We start from the raw sequence: 25670 nt of genomic DNA, 5'->3' as shown, positions 1-25670 counted from the left end.
GCAGCACCCCTTGGGGGAGTCGACCCTGACCGCTAGATACCAACGCCACGAAGACTAATCCAAGTGGCGTGGAGGGTGTCAATCTCAGGAATGCCCTGTATCCGCCAATGCGAAATCGATCGCCGCACAAACGGCAGCCACTTGTGCCACAACGCATTGCTCGGGGTTTGCCCGCGGGCTATCCGGATAAACCTCGGTGGTCGTTGTATAGCGCGCCAGCGTGATGCCCACACAAAGGCCGAGCTTGCGCATTGGGTACTCGATAATCCCTGGCGCAACGATAGGCGAACCGATGATCTGGCCGTTGCGGTCGGCCGGTGCGATATGGGTGACCTTCGCCACCGCCGCGATCACGGCCTGTTGAAACGCAGGCTGCGGGTTCTCGCTGTCGTCGACCAGGTAGAAGCCGTCTGGAACCTCACCCGGCTCATAGGCGACGCCATCGCGAGCCGCCAAGGCGGGACGGAATTCGGATTCGTCGCTGTCCGTGGTTTCGTGCAGGTCGATGTGCATCAGCACGCTGTCGCGGAAATCCGCAACCAGGCGCATCAAGGCCGCCGATTCCTCGGCTGGGCTGTTTTCGCGAAACGAGCGGTTCGGGTCCAGCGCATGCGGATTCCAGCGATGAATCCGCTCATACGCCCAGGGACTGACGCAGGGCGCGATGATGAGATTGATTCGGCCTTCGTAAGCCGATGCATGTTGCTCTGCAAACCGCAGCGCGCCGTGTACGCCACTGGTCTCGTAGCCATGCACGCCGCCTGTCACCAGCATATAAGGCAATTCGTCCCGCCACTCGCGGCTTTTGATGGCCATCAGCGGGTAGGTTTCCGAGGCGTAATTCAGACGTCCGTATTCCACGATGTCGTAACGCGAGCGCAATGCATCGATCACGCTCAGCACATCTTGTTGATAACTGCGATGGCGAGTTTGCTTTGCAAGCCATGTTGCAATCTCGTCGGCACTCCATGGAACGCCGGGTGTGCCAATCGGGTACGGGGCGGGGATCGTCATGGGGTGGCTTGCTCCGAATGCAATGAGAGTGACGCGAAGCCCAACACCATATAAGAGGGCGCGCGTTGCTGCATCGACTCTCTTGCCGTTGATGGATGGTTTTTCCGCGTCATCCCATGGCGAGTGGTGGGTATGGTGTTGATAGCTTCGCCTTGGTGGTTATAATACCCACCATGAAGAGCTCGGACGTGATCAAGCGGCTGGAAGCCGAGGGTTGGCTGTTGAGCCGGGTCAAGGGCTCACACCATCAGTTCAAACACCCGACAAAACCCGGCCTTGTGACCGTTCCGCACCCTAAAGCCGACATTCCAAAAGGCACGTTCCACAGCATTGCCAAACAGGCGGGATGGAAATAGGAGGCCCTATGCGATTCCCCGTTGTTTTACACACGGATGATGGCCAGCACTACGGCGTCATCGTTCCGGATCTGCCCGGTTGCTACTCGGCAGGCGATTCCATTGATGACGCTCTCGTACAAGTGCTGGAGGCGATCGATCTGCAGCTTGAAGGCATGATGGAAGACGACACTGCCGAGCTGCCGGAGCCCAAGCCGATCAACGTGCACCAGCAGAATCCGGACTATGCCAATGGCATCTGGGCAGTGGTGGACTTCGATACATCCAAATACGAAGGCAAGGCCGAGAAGATCAACATCACGGTGCCGCGTAAGTTGTTATCGAAGATCGATGCTTATGTATCCAATCATCCAGGCGAGACGCGATCCGGATTTATGACTCGCGCAGCGCTACAAGTCATACGCGGCAAGGCTGCATAAAATGAAATCCGCCTCCCTAGTTCGTAGGTTGGGTTAGCGCAGCGTAACCCAACGAGTCACGCCTGAAATGTTGGGTTACGCTGCGCCAACCCAACCTACGCGGCTCGCATACGCGAACGGTCACATTCGACCGTTATGGTGCCGCCGATGTTTGGATGCACCAGGCCCAACACGATGAACCAGACCTACGGCATAACCATGGGCGAGAACATGATTCCACCGTCGAAGCTCCTGCCTGCACAGGCTTTCGACCTGTTTCCCACCCGTATCTGGCAAGTGCCGCTCAAACCATTGGCACACCATTTTGCCGAATGGGTGGAAGCCATTCTCGCCATGCGGGCTGCTGCGCCGGTGCCGGCGGGGCGGACCAATCGGGGCGGCTGGAACAGTGTTGACAACAAGGTGTTGCACCAACCGATCTTTGCCGAGTTGCATCAAGCTGCACGGCACTACTGCACGCAGGCGTTCAAGGAGATGGGCGTCGAGGCGCCGGCGTTCGAGCTGCAGTCGTGGGTGAATATCCACGATCGTGGCGGGTTCAATTTTCAGCATATGCATGAAGGGGCATTGCTGAGTGGCACGTTTTATCTGCAGGTGCCGGAGGGATCAGGGGCGCTGGTGTTGAAGGACCCGCGGGCCGGGGTGCTGAATTCCTACGCCAGGGGGAACGGTGCGAACGCGTACAAAGATATCCAGCTACGGCCTTCGGCAGGCTTGCTGGTGTTGTTTCCGCATTGGTTGGAGCACTTTGTGGAGCCGCACGAGCATGAGGTGGCGCGGATCTGCATTCCGTTCAATGCGTTGCGGGCTTGAGGCCATACAGCGCAAATAGATCGCATCAAGCGTTTTCACAAAACCGTCACAAGCTCCCCCTAGCCTCTGCAATCTTCCGGTTTTTGCCGTAGCCTGTTTCGGCTAGCGCGGTCGAAGGAGGCTCGATGCGTGAAAAGCATGCGACGTGGTCGGCGTTGTTCGCTGAGAAGCGCACGACGCTGAGCAACTATTTTCTTCGGCGCGTCGCGCATCGATGGGATGCGCAGGATCTGGTGCAAGAGGTGTATCTGCGCCTGTTGCGCATCGAGCCGGCGGATGCGGCGAATATCCGCAGCCCCGAAGCGTATCTGTTCACCGTTGCGGCCAACCTGGTGAAGGAACACGCCGTGCTGCGTGCGCAGCAGCCGTTGGGCAGCGACGAATTGGAACAGGTGGTGGAGCAACTCGTCGCGCCCACCAACCTCGAAGCGGACATGGACAGCGAATCGCGCCAGCAGCGGCTGGGCGCGCTGATCGACCGCCTGTCGCCCAAGTGCAAGGCGGTGCTGATCATGCACTACCGCGACGAGTTGTCGTATCGCGAAATCGCCGAACGCATGTCGATTTCGACGAATATGGTGAAGAAATACATCGTGAAGGGCTTGGCAGCGTGCCGCCAAAGGATGGCCGAATATGAATAACGAGTCGACGCATTTCGATGCGGTACGCCAGGCGCGCCGCATCACCGAGCAAGCGGTGACCTGGTACATCGAGCAGCAGGAGCCGCTGAGCGAGCGCCAGCGGGTGGCATTCCTGGATTGGCTGCGTGCTTCGCCCAAGCACGTCGCCGAATATTTCGCCATTGTGCAGATGCACGGCGACATGAAGGCCGCTGCGTCGCTGCAAAAGCTCACGTCAGGCGAGCTGGTCGAGAAGGCGCGGCGCGAAAATCCGGTGGTGATGTTCCCCCACATGGAAAAGGTGATGCCGGAGGAGCGCCATACGCAACCGGCACGCGGTACGCTCGCCAAGTATGCGTTTGCCGCGGCGGCCAGCGCGGCCACCATCGCCACGACATGGTTGGGCATCGCACATTGGCGCAGCATGCCGATGCATTCCGAGCCGATCGTTGCGGAGCACTACGCTGCTGCCAATGCCGTGCAGTCGCTGACACTCGCCGACGGCACGCTGATCCAGCTCGATCGCAACAGTAGCATCGACGTGCACTTCGACAGCCACTATCGCCGCATCGAGGTGCAGCACGGCCACGCGCTGTTCGACGTGGGCAAGGATCCGGCACGGCCGATGTTCGTCGACGTTGGTGGACATATCCTGCAAGACATCGGCACGATCTTCGACGTAAAGCGTGATGCCAGCGGCGATACGCTGACCGTGATCAGCGGCCGCGTGCGTGTCCTGAACGCGCATGAGCCATCGGCGAAAGGCGATGATCTGCCGCTCCCCGGCACGGCCATTGCCGACCTTACGGCCGGCCAGCAGATCGAACTGGATGCGGCCCATGCGAGTCCCGTGCACCCGGTGCAGATTGCCAAGGCGACCGATTGGCTGCCCGCTGACATCAGCTTCCAGCACGAAACCATCGCCAACGTGGCGCGCCGCTTCAACGCCTACACCAGCACGCCGTTGGAAATCGATGACGAAGCGATTGCAGGCAAGCACATAAGCGGTGTCTTCCACGCGAACAATCCGCAGGCGTTCGTTGCTTATCTATCGACCTTGCCGGACGTGCGCGTGATCCACGGCAGCGATCGCATCCGCGTCGTGGCTGTACATCGAACTGACACGAAAGCCGGCAAGCTGTAAGAAAAATTTCACCGAATCGACGGTACCCGGTTTCGCGCCGGGAGACTCTTGAGAAGTATGGGCAGTCGAAAAGTGCATGATGCGCCGCCGCCTGCCGTACGTTCATCCTCCCAGGGTTCTTCTGCACATGCGAAACCGTTTGGCACTTCATATTGCCCTCGTTCTGGGCACAGGCATTCCGCTGGCTGCGTTCGCGCAAGCCGCCACACCACACACCATCGCCATTGCACCGATGCCGCTGTCCAAGGCACTGCAGAACTTCTCGCATGAAGCGGGGCTGCAGATCGTGTATGGCTCGGAGATCGCCGACAGCATCCGCAGCCCGGGCGCTGACGCAGGCATCACGCCGGAGCAGCAACTACGCCAGCTGCTGACGGGCACCGGCCTTACCTATCGCTTCGTAACGCCGAACACGGTGACGATCGTCCCGGGAAACGTGGCAACCAATGCGGGCAGTCCGGCCTCCGCTGCGGTGACGACGGCCGGTAGTGCAGGCGCAGGCAAGAACAGCAACAACGCGGCTTCTTCCCAGAGCGACAAGACGGCGAAGGATCTTGATCGTGTCGTGGTGACGGCGCGCTCCGGCGTCGATGTGCGCACGCGGGCACAAACCAGCTACTCCATCACCACCATCGACGAAGATCGCCTGCGCATGCAGGGCCCGACCAGCGTGACCGAAGCGCTGAAATCCGTGCCTGGTTTCTGGGTGGAAGCGTCCGGTGGCGAGGCGAGCGGCAATATCCGCGCGCGCGGCATTCCGGTGGATGGCTACGGCTCGGTGAACCTGCTGGAAGACGGCATTCCCGTGCAGCACGATCCGGCGCTGGGCTATCTCAATGCCGACCAGGTGTTTCGCCTGGATGAAACGATCGAGCGCATCGAAGTCGTGCGCGGCGGTCCTTCCTCGATTTTCTATTCGAATGCGCCGGCTGGCGCGATCAACTTCATTCCGCGCCAGGTCGATGACATGGCCGAGGGCCTGATCAAGTACACCGCCGGCAACTATGGCCTGGGCCGCCTGGACTTCTGGTACGGCACGCCGATCGGCGACGGCTGGAAATTCAGCACCGGCGGCTTTTTCCGCATCGACCACAACATCCGCAACCCCGGGTACAACGGCGACAATGGCGGACAGTTGCGCGCCACCTTGTCCAAGCAATTCGAGAATGGCGACATCAGCTTCGACGTGAAGCGCCTGGATGACCGGGTCTATTTTGATCTTGGTATTCCGATGTACCGCAATACGAGCGGTGATCTGGTTTCGGTGCCGGGCTTCAACGGCAACTACGGCACCGTGGCTGGTCCGGAAACCGAGCATATGGAGCTGCAGCAAGGCAACGGCAGCTACTACAACTTCGACAACAGCCTCGGCACCGACGTGAAGCGCACCCAGCTTACGCTGAAGTTCGACTACAACCTGTGGGACGACTGGAAGCTGGCCGAAGACGTACGCTACAGCGCCACCAACACGATACGTAACGGTGTCTATCCGAACTCGATCGAGACGGCCGCTGCCTTCTATGCCTCGGCAGAGTCGCACCTGAAGCAGTACTACCCCAACGCTGCGGGCATGCAGCTGCAATATGTCGATTCAGGCGCCGCGTTTGGCCCCAATCAAAACGGCAACGGCCTGGTGATGCTCGGCGGCCTGCGCGGCATCACCATGCCGGTGAACGAAATCACCAGCGATACACGCCTGCTGCGCAAATTCGAATTCGGCGACCAGACGCATGACGTGACGCTGGGTTACTACCACGCATACTTCAACCAGAGTTTCGATCGCTATTCGTCGACCGTGCTGCTGGATACCTCCGACAACGCCAAGCTGCTGAACCTGGTGGCGGTGAATGCGGCCGGCCAGACGATTGGTTCACTGACCGATGGCGGCATCTACAACAACGGTTACGAATGGGCGCATGCGCATGGCACGTCCGACACCGATGCGTTCTATGCCTCCGATGAGTGGCAGATCAACGACAAGCTGCGTATCGATGGCGGCGCGCGTTGGGAGCGTGTCAACACCACCGGCTGGACGGAATTGCCGACTACGGTGAACCTGGGTACGCCGTGGAGTGCGGCCATCATTACCGGCAGCGGCCAGTACGCAAGCTACGACCATAGCTTCAACAAGCTTGGCTGGACCCTCGGCGCGAACTACCAGTTCAGCGATCACCAAGGTGTCTTCGCGCGCTACACCTCCACCTTCCGCCTGCCCAACCTCAGCACGTACATCACCACGCCGACTGCCGTACCGGTGACGCAGACGATGGTGTTGCCGGAAATCGGCTACAAGTTCGCCAATCGCTACATCGAAACCTACGAGACGCTGTTCTACACCAAGTACAACAACGTCGGCTTCAGCAACTACGTGTTCAATCCCACCTCCGGTGCGTCGACGGCGGAAACGGGCTACGCGGATACGGAAACCTTCGGCCTGGAGCTGGAAGGTACGATCTATCCTTGCAAGTGGTTCGACCTGCAATACAGCGCTACCTTGCAGGATCCGCGCTACAAGGGCCTGCGCTACACCACGATCCAGGCTGGCGAGCCGGTGCTGCTCGATTACGACGACAACCAGCTGATTCGCGTGCCGAGAAAGAGCCTGCGCCTGGTGCCTGGCGTGAACTTGCTCAACAACAAGTTGCGCCTGCAGATGACCTACGAGTACGAAGGCAAGCGCTACTCCGACACCGCCAACTCCGTGGAGCTGCCGCAGTACTACACGCTCGGTTTCAGTGCGCGCTACCAGGCCTCGCCGAATCTGACGTTCTTCGTGTATGCGGACAATCTCAACAATTCGCTGGGTCTGACCGAGGGCAATCCGCGTTCGGGTGAGTTGAAGAGCAGCGATGCGGGGGCGACGGTGTTTATCGCGCGGCCGTTGCTGGGGCGGTCGTTCAGGGCGTCGGTGATGTATCAGTTCTGATTGATCTGCATGTTGTCTCGCAATGCTTGACATCGCCTCACCGTCATTCCGGCGAAAGCCGGAATCCAGTCAAACATGGCGTGCGCAGCACACAACATAAAAAGGTTTTGTGTGCTTCGCACGGTGTATTAAAACTGGATTCCGGCTTTCGCCGGAATGACGGTGAGGCGAGAACTGGCATTACGGCGAGCTTACGCTGGTGCCTTGAAGCGGATCAAAGCCATGAAAACGCTACAACCTAACTACCTTTTTCTTTTGGTCCTGATGATCCTGTTCATGTGCCTCGCCTGCACCGCCCATGCAGACGGCAACGCACCCGACCTGGTGCTGCAAGGCCAAATCCATCCCAACGAAAACCACACCTATCACCCCGTTCCCTTCACCGTCCCCGCGAACGTCAATCGCATCACGGTCGAATTCGACTACACGGAACGCGACAAACGCACCACCATCGACCTCGGCCTGCTCGGACCGGATGGTTTTCGCGGGCAGGATGGCTTCCGCGGCTGGAGCGGCGGCAGCAAGAAGCTCTTTACCATCAGCGCCACCGATGCCACGCCATCGTTTCTGCCCGGCGCGATTCGCCCTGGCCGCTGGACGCTGCTGCTCGGCATTCCCAACATCCGCCCCAACGTGACCGCCGGATACACCGCCAAGGTCTGGTTTGGCCATCCGGGCGATCCCGCGTGGCTGCCGGAAGTGCTCAATCCGCCGTTGCGTACAGAAGCAGGTTGGTATCGCGGAGATCTCCACATGCATGGCGCGCACAGTGACGGCAGCTGCACCAGCCAGAGCGGTCGCCAGCGTGTGCCGTGCCCGCTATTTCTCACCATCGATGCGGCACTCCAGCGCGGGCTCGACTTTATTGCGCTGAGCGATCACAACACGGTCTCGCAAACCAACGACATTCGCGAGCTGCAGCCTTACTACGATCAACTGCTGATGATTCCGGCGCGCGAGATCACCACGTTTACCGGTCACGCGAATCTGTTCGGTACGGATGAACCGCTGGATTTCCGCGTCGGCAGCGCCACGGTGCCGGATTGGAACAGCTTGTTGCACGCCGCTGCGAAGCTGCATGGACTGGTTTCCATCAATCACCCGATCCGGCCTGACGATGAAACCTGCATGGGTTGCGGTTGGGCTCCTGCGAAACCGGTCGACATGCATCGGGTGCAGGCGATTGAAGCGGTGAACGGCGTCGACGCCATGCTGCCCGATTCAGGTATTCCGTTCTGGCAGCATCTGCTCGACCAGGGCTATCGCCTGACTGGTGTGGGCGGCAGCGACAACCACGATGCCAAGCTGGTGGTAGGCACGCTGGTCGGCACGCCCACGACGGTGGTACATGCCAGCGAGCTTTCCATGCCGGCGATTCTTGCCGGTATCCGGGCGGGGCACGTCTTTATCGATGTGCAGGGTACGCGTGACCGCATGCTCGATCTCACCGCCAGCGTGGGGTCGCAGACGGCCGAGATGGGTGATGCCATCGCCGCGGCAGCCGGTCAGAAGCTGCGCTTTACCGTCACCGCCACTGCATCGGAAGGTGCCCACGCGGAGATCCTCGTAGACGGCAAGCCATGGCAGACCGGTGCCGATCTGGTTGTGCATGGCAAATTGAGTCAGTCGTTTGACTGGCCGAGCGATGGCAAGCGGCATTGGATACGGGCCAATGTACGCGGCAGTGCCGGGGAATTGTTGCTGGTGGGGAACCCGATTTACATCAATAACTAGTGTAGGTTGGGGTGCAAACCCCAACATGGCGTGGTGACAGGCATGGCGGTGTTGGGGTTTGCACCCCAACCTACGATGGATCCGGCGAGGTGGCGGCTTCTGCCTGGCAGGACTCTTGCTTCACCTAGAACCAAGAGGGGCAGCCCGCAACCTAAGGATCCAAAACCCATGCTCGCCAGGCGCGATCCGCATGGCCTATGGCCGCTGTTCGCTGCGTTCGCCCTTTCCGGTGGCCTCTCGTTCTATGCGTTGGCGCTGGCAAGGGCGAATCACAGCCCGGTTGCGCTGTGGCTGGCCAATGGCGTCCTGATCGGCTGGCTGGTGCAGAAGCCGCTTGCACAAACATGGCCAGTGCTGGTTGCAGCCTTCCTGGGTTTCCTTGTGGCCAAGCTGAGCCTGGGCGACTCGATCGCACAGACCATGCTGATTGGCCCGTTCCACACGCTGGAAACGGTGATTGTCAGTGAATCCATCCGCCGCCGTTTTCCGCAAATCACGCAGGACACACGCTTTATCGATCTTGCGCGCACGGGCATGATCGGCGCGCTGATCGGCAGCGTGCTGTGTGCGCTGGGCTTGATGTGCATCCTGCACCTGTGGACGCAGGTAGGCGTGCTGATGGCGCTGAATACCCAGTTCCGAGCGCATTTCGTCGGCATGGTGATCGCCGGCAGTGCTTCGCTGGTGCTCACCCACCATTTGCGCCGCGTGCTATCCGGCAAGGCCTGGGCGCTGGTGCGCGATTTAGGCGTGCTCGTCGCCGTGACGGCAGGCGTGTGCATGGAGCCGCGCGTGCCGCTCGTCTTTCTGGTCTATCTGCCCCTTTTGTGGGTGGTATACCGTCATCGCTTCACCGGCATGGTGTTCGGCATGGTGATCATCGCCTTGGGCGTCAGCCTTGCCACCACGCTGGATGTCGGTCCGTTCAACCTGGTCGTGGGGGCCACGCCGGCGTTTCGCATCGTCATGGGGCAGGTCTTCATCGGCGTCACGTGTTTCGTGGCGTTGCCGGTAGCGCTGGTGCTGTCCGAGCAGGATCGCATGCGCAAGCAGATGCAGGAAAGCGAGCTGCGCTATCGCATGCTGGCCGATCACAGCGGCGACCTGGTGATGCGCATTCGCCCCAATGGCGACCGCATGTATGTGTCGCCATCCGTGAAAGAACTGCTCGGCTGGGAAGTGGAAGATTTCCAGAAGCCGCGGCCCGACCTGATCCATCCTGACGACCGCGAGCGCATCGCGGCCGAGGTCGTGAAGCTGCGCATGGAAGGCGGCACCACCAACGCCACCTACCGGTTGCGGCACAAGGATGGTCATTACCTGTGGATCGAAGCGTTCGCGCGCCTGGTGCCGAGCCCCGACGACGACGGCACGATGGACATCATTTACACCGGCCGCGACGTCACCGAGCGGGTGCTCATCGAGCATGCATTGATGGAGAGCCAGGGACAACTGCGCACCGTCACGGACAATATTCCCGCGGTGATCGCGCGTATCGACATGAACGAGCGCTACACCTACGTCAACCGCTACGTCGAACAGGTCTCCGGCGAAATTCCGGTGGAGATCATCGGCAAGACGGTGCGCGAAATACGTGGCAATGCCCTGTACGAACGCCTAAAGCCCTACCTCTATCGCGCCTACGATGGCGAATCCGTGATGTTCGAATACGCCGCCGAATACCGCGGCAGGCCGCTGCACTTCCAGTGCCACTACGTGCCCGATCGTGATACGCGCGGCAAGGTGCGTGGCGTCTATGCACTCACCACAGAGATCACCCACATCAAAAACGCGGAGCGTGAACTGCTGCGCCTGGCGCATCAGGACATGCTTACCGGCCTGGCGAATCGGCGCTATTTCAGTGAACGCGTGCCGAACTTCCTCATGCAGGCGCAGCAAGGCAACGCGATCATTTTGCTGGCGCTGGTGGACATCGACAACTTCAAAGCCATCAACGATACCTACGGGCATGCGGTTGGCGACGTGGTATTGACCGAGGTAGGTCAATGCCTGCAGAAGCTGGTGCGGGAGGGCGAAATCGTCGCGCGCCTCGGTGGCGACGAATTCGTCGTGCTGTGCAACGACATCACCAGCCTCAAGCAGGCCAAGGCGTTCGTGCAATCGTTGTGGGAGCGCCTGCACATCACGATCGACGCAGGCGTCGCGCAAGTCACGGTCAACATGAGCGTCGGCGCGGCGATCTGCCGGAACGAACTGTCGGACGACGCGCTGATGAAGCTGGCCGACGATGCGCTGTACAAGGCCAAGGAAGCGGGCAGGGATACCTATCGTTTCCTTACGCATGGTCTCGGCAACGGTGGCGGTGACGATGGCGGCAACCACGGCAGCCCGGAAATCAAGCTGCGCCAGGCACGCTAGGGCGCCTGCACCCCGCGCCGCATGCGGAGCGGGCAAGCTCTGCAAAAGCAGCATTTATCGGCCTGAAACGCCCATGTGAGCGGCCCATCCAGAACGCGTGCAAGCAGCGTGAGCACGCTCAAGGCACGCAGCAGACAGGCGCGTCTTTTACGGCCTGCTCAGCAAGATCGCGATGCTCTTCACTTCAATTGCACTGTCTTGTGCGGTGACGGCAAGCATGATGCGCCTCACGACAAGCGGTTGGAGGAAACCATGGACAAGCATCGCATTGAAGGCACCAAGCACGAAATCAAAGGCAACCTGAAAGAAGCAGCCGGAAAAATCACCGGCAATCATGCGCGCGAGATGTCCGGCAATCTCGAAAAGAACGCCGGCAAAGTCCAAAAAGAAATCGGTAAGGCCAACGATCAGGCGCGCAAGCACGAAGATCGGTAATTGCTGTGATACTGGGCTGCAGGTTTCAAAGGAGCGACGCACGAAGCTGAGGCGGCTTCGCAAAGGATTGAGCCAAAAGAGGGCGCATGTGGCGCCCTCTTTATTTGGGCCTTGCCCCTAAGTCCAATTTCCTGCATCACGCATTGGTGCTCTCTTAAAGCAGCAACAAACGGCATGCGCTTGCCGCTCACACTCCGGCCACCAAGGCACCGGATGCGTACGGCTGCGCGCATTCAACATGCGTACCTGATCTTGGGAGGACATTCATCATGTTGTCGAGATTCACCAGGTCTTCGTTTCGATGTGTATTGCTTGGCGTTGCGCTGCTGCTTTCACCATGGGCGTGGGGTGCGTCAACGCTTGGCTCCTACACCATTGCGCCGCATTCGGTCACCGTCGCCGGCATTTCTTCCGGCGGCTATATGGCGGTGCAATTGCAGGTGGCGTATTCCAGGGCCATCTTCGGCACCGCCGTGATGGCCGGCGGCGCGTACGACTGTGCGCAGGACAATGAAGCGTACTGGGGCGCCGTCTGCGCCACCGGCGACGGCGTACCGGTGTCATCGCTGGTGAGCTACACCAACCAGCAAGCGGTGGCGGGAACGATCGATCCGACCAGCAATATCGCCGGCAAACCGATCTACATGTTCAGCGGCACGCTGGATACGGTGAACTACCAGCCGACGATGGACGATTTGTACAGCTATTACCAAAGCTTCACTGCCACCGCCAACATCACCTACAACAACGACACCCCGGCCGAGCATGCCTGGATCACGCCCGATTCGGTGGTGCCTTGCTCGTATCTCGAAGCACCGTTCATGAACAACTGCGGCTTCGACGCCGAACAGACTTTTCTCAGCCTGTTCTATGGGCCGCTCAATGCGCGCAACAACGGCACGCTTGGCGGCAGCTTTATTCAGTTCAACCAGAATGCGTTCTGCCCGAACGGCAATTGTGCCGCGATTTCCATGGACAGCACCGGCTGGGTCTATGTGCCCAAGGCTTGCGCGCAAGGCCAATCGTGCCGGCTGCTGGTTGCACTGCATGGCTGCTCGCAGAACCAGGAAACCATCGGCACCAGCTTCGTGCAGTACGCCGGCATCAACGAATGGGCAGATACCAACAACATCATCGTGCTGTATCCGCAGACCATCGATGCGTCGGTGCCCTATAACCCGTACGGTTGCTGGGATTGGTGGGGTTACACCAACAGCCATTACGCGCTGAAGTCCGGGCCGCAGATGACGGCGATCATGGCGGAGGTGAATCACTTGGCGGGCGGCTCGCTGCAACTGTAAGTCGGTGATGGCGAGGGCATGTAGGTTGGGGTGCAAACCCCAACATCGTGATGCATGGGAGATGACGATGTTGGGGTTTGCACCCCAACCTACGAAAGCGCCACGCGCAACACCGACGCCACCACACACCACAGCACAATCACCAACGCCGATTGCCGCGCAGCCGCCAACAACGCAAACCCGATCAAGGCAATCGCAAAATCCTTCCCATCGCGCACCGCACTCACCCACACCGGGTTGTACAGCGCGGCCGCCAGAATCCCTACCACCGCAGCGTTCACGCCGGCCAGCATGCGTGCGGCGTTGTCCCGTGCGGCCAAGGCACGCCAGAACGGCAAACATCCTGATACGGCCAGCAAGCCGGGCAGAAAAATGGCGAGCAGGCTGACGATGGCACCTACCACGCCGCCTTGATGGCCGGGCAGGCACTCACCCAGGAACGCTGACAGCGTGAACATGGGTCCAGGTACCGCTTGCGCGGCACCGTAACCGGTGAGGAACGTATCGTTATTGATCCAGCCCGGATCGACGACCGCCTGCTTGAGCAACGGCAGCACGACATGGCCGCCACCGAATACCAGCGCACCGGTGCGATAAAACGCGGCGGCCATTTGCGCCCGCTGCGGCAACGCTGTGGCGATCGTCAACGCAAGCACGAGCAAGACGGCATAAACACCCAACAACATCACGCCGGTGCGCCGGCTATATCGCAGCGGAAACGTTTCGCCTTGCCGTGCTGTGACACTCCTGCAAATCCATGGCCCCAGCAAAGCGCCACCCGTGACCACGCCAAGCTGCATCACCGAGCTGGCACTGAACGCAATCAACCCTGCTGCAGCCACCGCCATCAGCGCACGCGGCGCATCCGGTGTCAGGTTGCGTGCCATGCCCAATACGCCGTGCGCCACGACTGCGACGGCGACGAGCTTCAACCCATGCACGACACCTTGTCCCCACGCGCCGGCAAGATCATGGCTCCAGGTGCCGAACGCAAACATCAGCACGGCCGAAGGCAACGTAAAACCAATAAATGCGGCCAGCGCTCCCAGCCATCCCGCGCGCAGCAGGCCAAGGGAGAAACCCAGCTGGCTGCTGGCGGGTCCGGGCAGGAATTGGCACAAGGCCAGCAACTGGCCGAAATGCGCTTCGTCCAGCCAGCGTCGGCGTTCGACGAATTCGCGACGGAAATAGCCCAGATGTGCAATGGGCCCGCCGAACGACATCAGCCCGAGTTTCAGGAACGCGGCACCGACTTCACGGACATTGCCTTGCGGCTGCGATGTTTGCTTCATGCGCAATCGAACAGCGCCATGAAGCCGAAATCCATATGCAGTTGCGAATGGCAGTGGAACAGCGAAAGCCCGCGCTGATCGGCGGTGAAGTCGATCTCCATGGTCTGGTAGCCGTTGAGCATCACCACATCCTTGATTACGCCCGCCGTCGGTTGGCCGGCGATGCGCGTGATCTCGAAATTATGCCGATGCAGGTGGATGGGATGGATATCGTCGCTGGTGTTGTGCATGCGCAGGCGATAGCGCTTGCCGTAGTGCAACGGGAATATCGGTTTTCTCGCCGCCATGTCGAAGGCCACGTCGTTGATGGTCCAGCGGTTGAAACCGTTGTCTGCGGCGTTCTGCTTGGCGAACGTCATCTCGATGATCTCGTCCGCCGTGCCAGGTTCGGCATGGGCCAAGGCGAAACGCCGGTAATCCCAGCTGGATGATGTGGGTTTGATCCACTGCGGCTTGCCGCGATGCCCCGCGTACTCCACCACGATGCCCATGCCGTGCCCGCGGTCGTCGTCATCCAGATCGCCGAGTATCCACGTGCCGGGATACTTCATCTCGACGACGGCACTGACGCGCTCCGCCGTTCCCAGCCACAGCACCGGCACCTCGGCCGGATTCGGTACCGGGTTGCCGTCCAGCGCAATGACTTTGAACGTGTGGCCGGGCAGCGCCAGGCTGCGTATTTCCGTGGCGCTGCCGTTGAGCACGTGCAGCAGCACGCGTTCGCCAGGTTTGACGCGAATCGGTTCGCCAGCCCCAAGCATGCGACCATTGATGGCGAAGGCCTGATAACCCACTTCGTAACCGTGCGGCTGTCCTTTTGCCAAGGACGCATTCATGGCTGTTTCGCCGCGTTCTTTCAATGCACGCTCAGGTTCACGCGGCACGAGAAAGTCCTGCGCCATGTCGCCACCCTGGCTGAAGAACGGATCGAACTCCTTCAGCACCAGGAACACCTCCTGGTCGTAGTCGCCCGGCGCATGGCGGGCTTCGATGTACACAGGCCCCACCTGGCCGCTGTACTGTCCCTGGGTGAGATCGCTGCCCGCCACCAAATGCGTGTGATAGAAGCGGAATCCTGACGGCCCCGGCACGAACGACAAACGGCGCATACCGCGCGGCGGGATGTACGGCGTGCCTTCCTCGGCGGAACCGTCGACGTCCACCGGCACGAACTGTCCATGCCAATGCAATTGCTCCGGCACGTCAGTGTCGTTGTAGACATCCACCACCACGCGCCGCCCTTCCTTCAGCCGGATCAATGGACCGGGAAACTGGCCGTTGTACGTGGTGGTGGAAACGATATGGTCCGGTGCCAACTCAACCAGGCTACGAGCGATATGCAGGGTGTAATCCGCATTGCCGGCGGGTGCGATGGCGGGAGCGGCGGCGTGTAGCCACCCTGGTGTGCCTCCTGCCAGTGCGGCCAATCCGCTCCATTTCAGGAATTCGCGCCGGTCAATCGACATACATCGTCCCCCGTTTCATGAACGCCTGCGCAAGTGCAGATAAGTAAAAGCCTGGTCGGATCCCCACGGCGTGACATGCATGTCGCGCCCGTCCGCCAGGCGTTCGAAATCATCGCCGAACAAGGCATACAAGCTGTCAGCGTCATAGCGCGCCACGTCCAATCCGCTGCAGCGAGTCGGGCCGTCGGCGGCAAACGTAGCCATGATCACGCTGCCGCCCAGTGCAAGGCTGCGGCGCAGTGCAGCCAGATACGCCGCCTTCAATGCATCATCGGTCAGAAAATGGAACACGGCCCGATCGTGCCACAGCGCGTAGTGGCGGGAAGGTGCGAAGCGCGTGACGTCATCCACCAGCCAATGCACCCGCTGCGCCTTCGCGGCGCCAAGGCGTGCCTGTGACTGGGACAGTGCGTGCGAGGCGATGTCGAGCACGCTGACGTCGGTATAGCCAAGTTCCAGCAAATGATCGACGAGGGTGGAAGCGCCGCCACCTACGTCCAGCAGCGGCGCGTCGAGCGGTAGCTGGCTGGCTGCGATGAACGTCAGCGAGGTATCCGGATGGGTCTGGTACCAGCTCACCGCATCGGCGGATTTGGTTTCGTAGACCTGCTCCCAATGGTGTCGGGTGTCAGCCATGGCTGTCGTCCATCCTGCTTGCCTTTAGGAGCGAAACATTACACCGCGCGCGCACGTCGATGGCTAGCGCATCAAATCGGGATCTCCAGAATCGCCTTCACCGTCCATTTGTCTGTGGCGCCATTCAAACCTCTTCCAATGCCGAAGTTGAAGGGAATGAGTCCCCGCGTGACGTCCACGGCCGCGAACAGCTGCTGGAACTGCTTGCGCGCCGGATCGAAATTCCCGATGCGGCCGAAATCGTTGTAGTACTCGAAGCCCAGCGCAGTACCAGGCCATATCGTCCGCGCCACTTTCAGCGCCGGAGCGAAATCGCCATAGCTGCTGCCGTAGCGCGGATGAAACGTGCCATCGACCACAGGGTTGAAGGAGATCAACCACAACGGACTGTGATAACCGATGATCGGCCGCAGCTCGACGGCAGGGCGGCCTTGTTCCAGCCGTTCGTTCACCGCCGACACTTCCACATTCAAGCCCAGGAACGGACCGGAGCCGCCTTCTGCCGGCTTGACCGGAATCCATTTCAGGCGAATGCGCGGACCGGCGAAGTAATTGGTACCCGTTGCATCGTGCAGAAATGGCAGATAAAGCCCCGCTTCCAGGCTATTGGTGATGCCGTAGGACCATTCCATGGTGGTGCGAAAGCCGCGATCGGGTGGAATCTCACCGGGATAATCCGGCATCGATCGGCCTTCCAGCGTGGTGTTCAAATGCAGTTCGAGGCCGAACTGGCCTTGACGGTTGATGCTGTCGTCATACACCTGGATCTCGTCGGTGAGATCTGCGTGTGCGTAGGGAGACATCAGGGATGCGGCGAAAAGCGCGGCATACGGCAGGGCACGTCGAAGCTGCATACAAAGGCTCGTGGGGGAGGAATGTTGCACGCGAAAAACGCTGCCATCTTTTGCGGTGGCACGTGTTCTTCATGACGAAGGATTCATGTCTTGAATGACGAGTGTGTGACGTGAGCGAGCCGTTTTGACAGTACACATCGTCGTGGTCGAAACATAGCGCAAACTTCACCGCGCACTAAGCCAATGCAAAGATGAAAGGCATAGGGTCAAATGGGTTTGCGTGAGGATTTGTCCGGACAACGAGCGTCGTGTCATGGCTGCATTACGTTCTCGTTCTCATTTCTTTTTGCAGGCGATGCTATGCGTGGCGTGCTTGCTGCCCAGCAGCGCATGGGCGGGTGGCGGTTTTCTTGGCATCGATCATCGGGTGGCTTACGACAATCGCGGCATCTGGAATCGCAACATCCAGAGCGGCGTGCTGGATGGAACCGTCGCTTTCGTCGGCCTCGGTGCCCTGGCATTCGGTGACCAGGACAAGTTTGGCGACACCTTGTGGCGATCGGTGGATGCCATGGTGTTCACGGGCGTCACCACGGAAGTGATGAAATACTCGTTCCAGCGCGAACGCCCTTCGCAGACGTCCAATCCCAATCTGTTTTTCCGCGGCACGCATGCGCAGAGCTTTCCCAGCGGCGAGGTGTCGGCGATTTCCGCGGCGGTGACGCCCTTCATGGCCGCCTACGGCGAAGATCATCCAGCGGTATACGCACTGGCCTTGCTGCCGGCTTATGACGCGGTAGCGCGCGTGAAAACGCGCGGCCACTGGCAAAGCGATGTGCTAGTGGGCGCGGGGGTAGGCGTAGGATTCGGAATTTATGCGTCGCGGCGGCATTCGCCATTGATCATCAGCTGGCTGCCGGGCGGGTTCAAGATTGGATTCATCCATCGTTTCAACCCGTAGCCCGGTTTATTCAAGGCATCACACTCGCCTGCAAATTCCCCTCGCGCAACACCAGCTCCAGCCGTAATGACTGCGCGTGCGCCGCCGACGCAGCCAGCGCCAGACCAAGCCCGGTATGCACGCCGGCGTCCTTGCCTTTGCGCCAGAATCGCTGCTTCATGCGGGCGATATCCTCGTCGGTAAGATCCGGGGCGGCGTTCGTGACGGACCAATTGGATTGCGCACTGCATAGCACGATGGTGCTGCCGGACGGTGCGTAGGCGATCGCGTTGCTCAGCAGGTTGCCAAGTAGCACGTCCAGCAGCGTGCTGTCTGCCATCCAGGCAACGGAGGGCTCGATGTCCAGCCTCAGGTTCAAGGCACGTTCGCGCAAGCGATGCTGATGCCGAATGACCAGTGCATCCGTCAGCGCGGTGACATCCACGCGTTGCAAGGAAAGTTGCTCGATACCCGCCTCGATACGGGTGAGCAGCAACAGGGCTGTCACGATACGTTCCATCTTGGCGCCGATCTCGCCGATGTCCGCCAGCAACACGTGTGGATCGCGGCCACTGGGATAGCGCAATTCCACTTCGATGGCGGTGCGCAATTCCGCCAAGGGCGTGCGCAGTTCATGCGCCACGCTGCTGGCGAACTGGCGCTCGCGCAACAGGCCTTCCTCCATGCGCGAGAGCACCGCATTGAAGCGTGCGATCAGCGGTGCAAGTTCGCGGATATTGGTACCTTGCAACCGCATGCTCGGCGTTTCCGGACCGATCTTGTCCATCGCTTCGGCCAGGCCTGCGAGAGGACGCAGGCTGCGCATGACCAGCAACGGCGTAAGAATGGCTACGATCAGGAAGCCCAGCACCACGCCGCCAAATTCGATCCGATCCATGGAGTGTTGGAAGTCCAGCACTTCGCTGTGATCTACCGCCAATCCCAGCATGCACTCCGTCGCATCTGCCGCTTCATTCGCAGCATCGGGGCCGGATGGCGCGTCATGCATGGCGTTGAGGTCGGGGAAAAAGCGCAAGACGATGGCGCGCAGCCGGGTGCCGCGATGATCGGTCATATCGCTGAAGTCCATCGACTGGTTCGGCGCAGGCGTTGGCCACGCTAGCGACCTGACGTCATCGGACGATACGACGTGCTGGCCACGGCAGTCGATGCGGAAATAGTTGGTCCCGTCATCCGCCAGGAACGAGGGCGTCCAATACGAGGGAAAGGGCTGCGTGGATGCCTTGGTGCGCGCCGTGAAAATATCCGCCAGCGCCTGCGCGTGTTCCAGCAGGTCGGCATCGGCGCGTTGCGCGACTTCGTTATCCACGCGAATGTCGATCACGATCATGGCTGTTCCAAGCACCACCACGATCGCCGCAATCACCAGCAGGGTGGTGCGAAGGCGCAGCGAGGTTGCGCGTGGGCTTGCCGCCATGGACCGCGCCATCAGCTCTTGGGAATCAGATAGCCGAAACCGCGGCGCGTGTGCACCAGCTCGCTGATGCCGGCTTGCTCCAGCTTGCGCCGCAGGCCGAACACCAGCACTTCCACGCTGCGGTCGGAGGCGGTGGATTCGCAGCCGGCCAGGCGTTCGAGAATGTCGCTGCGTGAGAACGCACGGCCGCGATGCCTCATCAGCAGTTCAAGCAAGGAAAATTCGCGCGGTGTCAGCGTCAACCATTGGTCTTGCACACGCACCGTGCGTCCTGCGGGATCGAGCGTCAGCGTGCCGATGATCAGTTGCGGTGTCTGCGCATCTTGCGAGCGGCGGGCGAGCGCATGCAATCGCGCCACCAGCTCGTCGAAGGCAAAAGGCTTGACCAGATAGTCATCCGCGCCGCGATTAAGCGCATCGACGCGGTCGGCGATCTGATCGCGTGCCGACAGCACCAGCACGCGCGGACGCGTTGTATGCCCCTGTATATGACGCAGCACGCCGAATCCATCCATGCCGGGCAGCCCCAAGTCCAGCACGACCAGTTCATATTCATACGTGTCCAGATGCTGGCAGGCCGCCACGCCGTTGACCGCGTTATCCACGGTGAACCCGGATGCCGTCAGGCCACGCCCCAGCGAATCGCGCAAACGTGCGGAGTCTTCGACAATAAGAACGTTCAGAGCAGTTCCCCTTTCGCAGGCGATGCCACGGTTACCCGCGTCGTTCCAGACAAGCGTCGTATGCATCCGGTTCCTTTCGGTAATCTGTCGGGCCTGACAGCGTATTTTTCCCGTTCGCTGCAACGTCGCGGCGACTATAACAACGAGCGATGCAAAGTCAGTGAAAACATGCGTTTTTGAACAGATTACAAACTCGTAACACGCATGTAAGTCTCGCCTAAGTTTGCCCTTCCACACTTGCCATCCAGGCCCAAGGACGTGCTGGCGCGTGGTTGAACCAAGCCGTTTCATGCGGGGTCCGATCATGCCGAAACGCCATTCAAACAATCAGTGCGTCGGGTGAGCTTTGAGCGCAATCGCTAGCAATCCACTTCTCAACGGCATCCCCCGGCAGGGGATTCATCGCATCCTGGTGTGCCGGCCGAATCATCGGCTGGGCAACATGCTGCTGATGACGCCGCTGATCGCCGAACTGGAACGTCTGTACAAGGGCGCGGAAATCGACATCGTGGCGGAGGGCACGCTGGCGGCCGACGTGTTCGCCACGTTCTTCAGCGTCAAGAACATCTATTGCCTGCCGCGCCGTGGCTTCAAGCACCCGGTGAGTTTTCTTGGCTTGATCTCACGCATTCGCCGGACTCATTACGACCTGATCATCGATCCCTGTTTCGGCTCCGGTTTCAGCCGTACGCTCGCGCGCATTTTCAAAGGGCGTTACAAGCTTGGTTTTGGGGAGCCTGAAGCCTCGGCGAGTTTCACCCACCTGGTGCCGCAGACGATGGCACCCAGTCACATGGCGCAGCGGCCGGTGGCGTTGGTGCGCTGGCATGCATCGCCGGCGCAGCAGGAAGGCCAGGGCTTTCCCATGATGGATATCCGGCTTACTGATGGCGAACGGGCTTGCGGCAAGGCTGTGCTGCGCGAACTGCTGGCCGAACAGCTGCAACATCAAGCACGCTGCACCATCGGCATCTTCGCCGACGCGACCGGCAACAAACGCTATCCGCAGGCATGGTGGGACGAATTTCTTGCCACGCTGGAGGAGCAGTCACCGGAATGCGCCCTGGTGGAAATCGTGCCCATGCAGGGCCGTTCCATGCTCGGCTCACGCTGGCCCAGCTACTACTCCACCAGCATCCGGCGCATGGGCGCGGTCATGTCGGCGGTCGACCTGATGATCAGCGCCGACTGCGGGGTGATGCATCTGGCCGTGGCATCGCAGGTGCCGACCATGGGCCTGTTCAGCGTGACCGACGCAAAGACCTACGGGCCGTACGGGTCGCGCAACAGTTCGCTGCGCACCCGCAATATGTCGGGGCAGGAAGTCGCCCGGCATGTCATGAGGACGTTTCCGGATTTGTTCGCCGCGCCCGGACTGCCGTTGAAAGAGGCAAGTCCCGCGACAACGCTTGCGGATGTCGTTGAGCTGGCTGGGCGCATCCAGTCAGCGTTGGGGTCCTGATACCCGCACTCCTCGTCGCTTACAATCGTCTTCCTGGGTCTTGCGCCATCCGGGCGCAAGGTCGCGACGAATCTGAGCTTCCCACCGACTTTGTGCCGCCACCGTCGACGGCAAGCGGTGCTTTATCCGGAATTCCCCATGCCCAACGACCGCACCATGGAACACCGCCTGCGGCCCAGCACCACGCACGCCTCGCGATGGCCGCTTGTCGCCCTGATCTGCCTCGGCCTGCTGCTCGGGTTTGCGTTCCAGGGCACGCGCGGCCTGTGGAGCCCCGACGAAGGGCGCTACACCGTCGCGGCGCTGCAGATGCTGGATACCGGCAATTACCTGGCGCCGGCCTACAGCCCCGACGAGGTCAACTTCTCCAAGCCGCCGACCACCTACTGGGTGATCGCCGGGTCCATCCAGATGTTCGGCCGCAACAGCTGGGCGGCGCGCGCGCCTTATGCGCTGGCCTTCGTGCTGACGCTGTGGATTCTGTACGCGATGGGCCGCTGCGTGGTGCCGGAAAAGCCCTGGCTGCCCGGATTGGTGTACGCCTGTGCGGCGGCGCCGTTAATGGCCAGCAACATCGTCAGTACCGATGCCTTTCTGACCTTGTGCGAAGCGCTGGCCATGCTGGGCTTTGTGCGCGCCGCGTTTGACGACAACGAACGCGGGCGCCAGCGCTATGTGTTGTTGATGTGGGCGGGTTGGGGATTGGCGTTTCTGACCAAGGGACCGCCCGGGTTGATGCCGCTGCTGGCGGCGATTCCCTTTATCGTGCGCCGCGACGGCTGGCATGGGCTGCGGCGGTTTTTCCCGTGGCGCGGCATCGTGCTGTTCCTGGCCATCGGCCTGTCCTGGTACGCGGTGGTGGTGATCCGCTATGCGGGCCTGCTGCACTACTTCCTGCACCAGGAGGTGTACAACCGCATCTTTACGGCCGCGCACAAGCGCAATGCGGGATGGTTTGGCTGGATCAAGATCTACCTGCCGGTGCTGGGCATCGGGTTGTTGCCGTGGTGGCCGGCGGTCGGCCGGGTGATCAGGCGTTGGGTGTCCGCCGAACGCTGGGGTGCAAAAAGCAGCCCGGGCATCGAGTTGTTCCTGGTGCTGTGGTTCCTGGTGCCGTTTGTGATCTTCTGCCTGGTGCAATCGCGCCTGCCGCTGTACATGCTGCCGCTGTTCGTGCCCTTGGCCCTGCTGATCGGGCTGGAGCTGCGTGATCGCGTCGATCTTCGCCAGGCCAGGCAGCAGGTCCTGCTGGCGGTGTGGGTGGTGATCCTGCTGGGAGTGAAGGCTGGCGCTGCGTACGGCTGGCATTCCAAGGACGACAACCGCCAGATGGCCGGCGAGCTGCGTGCAGCGACGCCGGTCGAGCAGTACAAGGCGCTGATTTTTATCGAGAACACGGCAGAGAGTTACACCATTGAAGAGGCCACTCCCTGGGGCCTGCGCATGTACCTGAGCAAGGCGGTCTACGGTATCCCGTGGTTGGCGCCGGAGGGTTCTGACGCGCTGTGCCATGCCTTGCACAACGAGGGCAGGGCGTTGGTGGTGATCGATCCGGACCTGGGGCCGGAGGCGATCAAGCCGGCGCTGGCGCGCTGCCCGGGGCATGTCAGCGAGCTGGGCACGTGGCGGGGGAATGTGCTGAAGCTGGTGCAGCTTTGAGCCCCCTTTCGGTATAGGGGCTTCACACCGCGTCGAGCCCGGCTTCCACCCCCTTCCTTTACAATTGCTCAACTGGGCGGCACACGCCCGCGGAATCGACCAGAGCACCCTTACATGTGTGGAATTTGCGGAATCTTGAGCCGGGATGCAGGGCACCCGCCGCCACACCTTGAGCACAAAGCGAGCACCATGCTGCAGGCCCTGGCCCATCGCGGGCCGCATGGGGATGCCTTCATTTCGCGGCCCAATCTCGCCATGGCCACCAACCGCCTGGCGATCCGCGGGGTGGATCAGCATCAGCCGCCGCTGCTGGAGTACGAGGCCGGTGTGATCGTTGCCTGCAACGGCGAGATCGACAATCACCAGGAATTGCGCCGCTCGCTCGCCGACGCCGGGCATGACATTCCGCAGACCACCGACGTCGCCGTGCTGGCGCCGTTGTATCTGGAAAAGGGGCTCTCGTTCCTGGAACACGTGCAGGGTGTGTTCGCGCTGGCGCTGTGGGACGGCCGTCATCAGCGGCTGGTCCTGGCGCGTGATCGCGCCGGTGAGCGGCATCTGTATTACGCCGTCATCGGTCAAACGGTGTACTTCGCCTCCGAACTGGCTGCGCTGGTGAAAGCATGCAAGCCGGACATCGAGATCGATACCGAGGGTCTGGCGCACTATCTGCGCTCCGGTTATTGCCCCGCGCCGAACAGCCCGCTCAAGCACATTCACAAAGTGAGCCCCGGCGAGATGATCGTGATCGATCCCGCCGGCATCCGGCGTGTGCGCTACTGGGATTTTCCAACGGAAAAGGCCACCACGGTGCCGCCTTTGCGCAGTTTCGATCCGATCTTCCGCGAAGCCGTACGGCGGCAGAGCGATATCGACGTGGATTACGGCGTGCTGCTCAGCGGCGGTATCGATTCGGCACTGATGACGGCAGTAGCGCGCAGCGTGCGGCCGGAGAAGCCACTCTCGGCGTATTGCATCCGCTTCGCGGAAGAATCTTTCGACGAAGGGCAGCATGCGGCTCAGCTTGCCGGCCAGCTCGGCTGCAACTTCATCGAGGTGAACGTCTCCGCCCAGGACGTACCGCGCACGCTGCGCGAACTGATTCGCGCCAATGGCGAACCGCTTGCCGATCCCGCGTGGATTCCGCTGTCGCTGGTTACCAAGCGTGCCTCGCAAGATGTACGGCTGTTGCTTGCAGGCGAAGGTGCGGACGAACTGTTCGGCGGCTATCCCACTTATCTTGGCGCGCGCTGGGCGAGTCATTACGCGAACCTGGCGCCGCCGGTGAAAGCGCTGGCGCAGCGTGCGATCGAAGCACTGCCCACCAGCGACAAGAAGGTCACGCTGTCGTTTCTGCTCAAGCGGTTCATTCGCGGGCAGGAACTGGACGGCCTGGCGCGGCATATGCTGTGGACCGCGAGCATTCCGCCGTTGTGGCAGCACAAGCTCGGCATCAAGCCGCCCATCGACGATACCAGGCATGATGCAACACGCCTGATCGACACCATCCAGCGCTACGACTTCGACCATTCGCTGCCTGATGCGCTGATGGCGAAAGCCGATCGCGGCGCGATGCTGCATGGCGTGGAAATCCGCGCACCGTTCCTCGATCAAAGCGTGATCGAATTTGCTGCCACGCTACCGGTGGAAGCACGCGTGCGCGGTCTTACCACCAAGGTGTTCCTCAAGCGCTACGCGCTGGATTACCTGCCCAAGGACGTGGTGACGCGCCGCAAGCGCGGTTTGTCAGTGCCGTTGGCGGCATGGTTGCGCGGGCCGTTGCGCGAATGGGCGCAGGCGCATCTTGCAAGCGGCGAGCTTGCTGCGGTGGGTATCGACACGCGTGTCGCGCAAGCTTTGTTTGCCGAACACCAGGCACGCATCAGCGATCATGCCAGGGCGATCTGGACGCTGGTTGTATTGAGCGAGTGGTTGCAGTGGCTCAACAGCGAGCGGGTGGCCGTTGCGGTGAAAGAAGAGCAGGTGCTGGTGCGGCAGTCTTGATGTGATGCTGAACTTCCCTTGGTTTGATTGACCTCGAATCTCAGTTCACCAGAATGCGCTCCCTCCCCTACGTGTAGTAGGGGAGGGCTGGGGTGGGGTGAAGCAATCTTGCGATGATATTAGATCCTGCCGGTGTAGCCGGACGCGAGCTTCGC

21 protein-coding genes are annotated in these 25670 nt (G+C 60.9%); 14 read left to right on the top strand and 7 right to left on the bottom strand.

Annotation, left to right across the window (positions count from 1 at the left end; all coding sequences use genetic code 11):
• Window positions 1-84: 84 nt before the first annotated feature.
• Window positions 85-1014 (bottom strand): M14 family metallopeptidase, encoded by a 930-nt coding sequence (locus tag IEX75_RS09490; protein ID WP_188793962.1) that lies wholly within the window; start codon window positions 1012-1014, stop codon window positions 85-87.
• 188 nt (window positions 1015-1202) lie between these two features.
• Here IEX75_RS09490 and IEX75_RS09485 point away from each other — a divergent pair, with 188 nt between their 5' ends.
• From IEX75_RS09485 to IEX75_RS09440, 10 genes are all read left to right on the top strand, one after another.
• Complete coding sequence (locus IEX75_RS09485; protein WP_229720717.1) at window positions 1203-1370, top strand: type II toxin-antitoxin system HicA family toxin; 168 nt, start codon at window positions 1203-1205, stop codon at window positions 1368-1370.
• A gap of 8 nt (window positions 1371-1378) precedes the next feature.
• Window positions 1379-1789, top strand: coding sequence for a type II toxin-antitoxin system HicB family antitoxin (locus IEX75_RS09480; RefSeq protein ID WP_188793960.1), 411 nt, complete (start codon window positions 1379-1381; stop codon window positions 1787-1789).
• A gap of 174 nt (window positions 1790-1963) precedes the next feature.
• Complete coding sequence (locus IEX75_RS09475; RefSeq protein WP_188793959.1) at window positions 1964-2602, top strand: TIGR02466 family protein; 639 nt, start codon at window positions 1964-1966, stop codon at window positions 2600-2602.
• A gap of 125 nt (window positions 2603-2727) precedes the next feature.
• A complete protein-coding gene (locus tag IEX75_RS09470) occupies window positions 2728-3243 on the top strand; it encodes an RNA polymerase sigma factor (RefSeq protein WP_188793958.1) in 516 nt (171 codons plus the stop codon).
• Entirely contained in the window at window positions 3236-4366 is a 1131-nt protein-coding gene (locus IEX75_RS09465; protein WP_188793957.1) for a FecR family protein, read from the top strand. The genes IEX75_RS09470 and IEX75_RS09465 overlap by 8 nt, the downstream gene beginning before the upstream one ends.
• A gap of 127 nt (window positions 4367-4493) precedes the next feature.
• Complete coding sequence (locus IEX75_RS09460) at window positions 4494-7292, top strand: TonB-dependent receptor (RefSeq protein ID WP_229720716.1); 2799 nt, start codon at window positions 4494-4496, stop codon at window positions 7290-7292.
• Window positions 7293-7514: 222 nt separating this feature from the next.
• Window positions 7515-9026 carry a CehA/McbA family metallohydrolase gene (locus IEX75_RS09455; RefSeq protein ID WP_188793956.1) on the top strand — a complete coding sequence of 504 codons (1512 nt, stop codon included), beginning with the start codon at window positions 7515-7517 and terminating at the stop codon, window positions 9024-9026.
• Between the two features lie 168 nt (window positions 9027-9194).
• On the top strand, window positions 9195-11405 hold the full coding sequence (locus IEX75_RS09450; RefSeq protein WP_188793955.1) for a sensor domain-containing diguanylate cyclase: 2211 nt from the start codon (window positions 9195-9197) through the stop codon (window positions 11403-11405).
• Window positions 11406-11657: 252 nt separating this feature from the next.
• Entirely contained in the window at window positions 11658-11840 is a 183-nt protein-coding gene (locus tag IEX75_RS09445) for a CsbD family protein (RefSeq protein ID WP_188793954.1), read from the top strand.
• Between the two features lie 269 nt (window positions 11841-12109).
• The gene (locus IEX75_RS09440) at window positions 12110-13141 is read left to right on the top strand and encodes an extracellular catalytic domain type 2 short-chain-length polyhydroxyalkanoate depolymerase (RefSeq protein WP_188793953.1); all 1032 of its coding nucleotides are present in this window, start codon (window positions 12110-12112) and stop codon (window positions 13139-13141) included.
• Window positions 13142-13230: 89 nt separating this feature from the next.
• Here the strand turns inward: IEX75_RS09440 and chrA are convergent, their stop codons facing one another.
• From chrA to IEX75_RS09420, 4 genes are all read right to left on the bottom strand, one after another.
• Window positions 13231-14433, bottom strand: a complete 1203-nt coding sequence (gene chrA / locus IEX75_RS09435; protein WP_188793952.1) for a chromate efflux transporter — start codon at window positions 14431-14433, stop codon at window positions 13231-13233.
• On the bottom strand, window positions 14430-15899 hold the full coding sequence (locus IEX75_RS09430; RefSeq protein ID WP_188793951.1) for a multicopper oxidase domain-containing protein: 1470 nt from the start codon (window positions 15897-15899) through the stop codon (window positions 14430-14432). Before IEX75_RS09430 ends, chrA begins: the two co-directional genes overlap by 4 nt.
• Before the next feature lie 15 nt (window positions 15900-15914).
• On the bottom strand, window positions 15915-16535 hold the full coding sequence (locus IEX75_RS09425; protein WP_188793950.1) for a class I SAM-dependent methyltransferase: 621 nt from the start codon (window positions 16533-16535) through the stop codon (window positions 15915-15917).
• 71 nt (window positions 16536-16606) lie between these two features.
• Entirely contained in the window at window positions 16607-17389 is a 783-nt protein-coding gene (locus IEX75_RS09420; protein WP_188793949.1) for a hypothetical protein, read from the bottom strand.
• A gap of 295 nt (window positions 17390-17684) precedes the next feature.
• Here IEX75_RS09420 and IEX75_RS09415 point away from each other — a divergent pair, with 295 nt between their 5' ends.
• Window positions 17685-18290 (top strand): phosphatase PAP2 family protein, encoded by a 606-nt coding sequence (locus IEX75_RS09415; protein ID WP_188794402.1) that lies wholly within the window; start codon window positions 17685-17687, stop codon window positions 18288-18290.
• Between the two features lie 10 nt (window positions 18291-18300).
• On the opposite strand, the gene IEX75_RS09410 is transcribed toward IEX75_RS09415, so the two are convergent.
• The gene (locus IEX75_RS09410; RefSeq protein WP_188793948.1) at window positions 18301-19707 is read right to left on the bottom strand and encodes a histidine kinase dimerization/phospho-acceptor domain-containing protein; all 1407 of its coding nucleotides are present in this window, start codon (window positions 19705-19707) and stop codon (window positions 18301-18303) included.
• A gap of 11 nt (window positions 19708-19718) precedes the next feature.
• Complete coding sequence (locus IEX75_RS09405; RefSeq protein ID WP_229720714.1) at window positions 19719-20456, bottom strand: response regulator transcription factor; 738 nt, start codon at window positions 20454-20456, stop codon at window positions 19719-19721.
• A 280-nt stretch (window positions 20457-20736) separates the two neighbouring features.
• On the opposite strand from IEX75_RS09405, the gene IEX75_RS09400 reads away from it, so the two are divergent.
• The 3 genes from IEX75_RS09400 to asnB all read left to right on the top strand — a co-directional run bounded on the left by IEX75_RS09400 (window position 20737) and on the right by asnB (window position 25515).
• Window positions 20737-21852: a glycosyltransferase family 9 protein gene (locus tag IEX75_RS09400; RefSeq protein WP_188793947.1), complete on the top strand. Its 1116-nt coding sequence runs from the start codon at window positions 20737-20739 to the stop codon at window positions 21850-21852.
• A gap of 138 nt (window positions 21853-21990) precedes the next feature.
• The gene (locus IEX75_RS09395; protein ID WP_188793946.1) at window positions 21991-23511 is read left to right on the top strand and encodes an ArnT family glycosyltransferase; all 1521 of its coding nucleotides are present in this window, start codon (window positions 21991-21993) and stop codon (window positions 23509-23511) included.
• Between the two features lie 114 nt (window positions 23512-23625).
• A complete protein-coding gene (gene asnB / locus IEX75_RS09390) occupies window positions 23626-25515 on the top strand; it encodes an asparagine synthase (glutamine-hydrolyzing) (RefSeq protein WP_229720713.1) in 1890 nt (629 codons plus the stop codon).
• The last annotated feature ends 155 nt before the right edge of the window (window positions 25516-25670 follow it).

Source organism: Dyella nitratireducens (assembly GCF_014642835.1).
Lineage (GTDB): Bacteria > Pseudomonadota > Gammaproteobacteria > Xanthomonadales > Rhodanobacteraceae > Dyella_B > Dyella_B nitratireducens.
The sequence above is the reverse complement of the archived record's forward strand: the minus strand, read 5'-3'. Positions and strand labels throughout refer to the sequence as shown.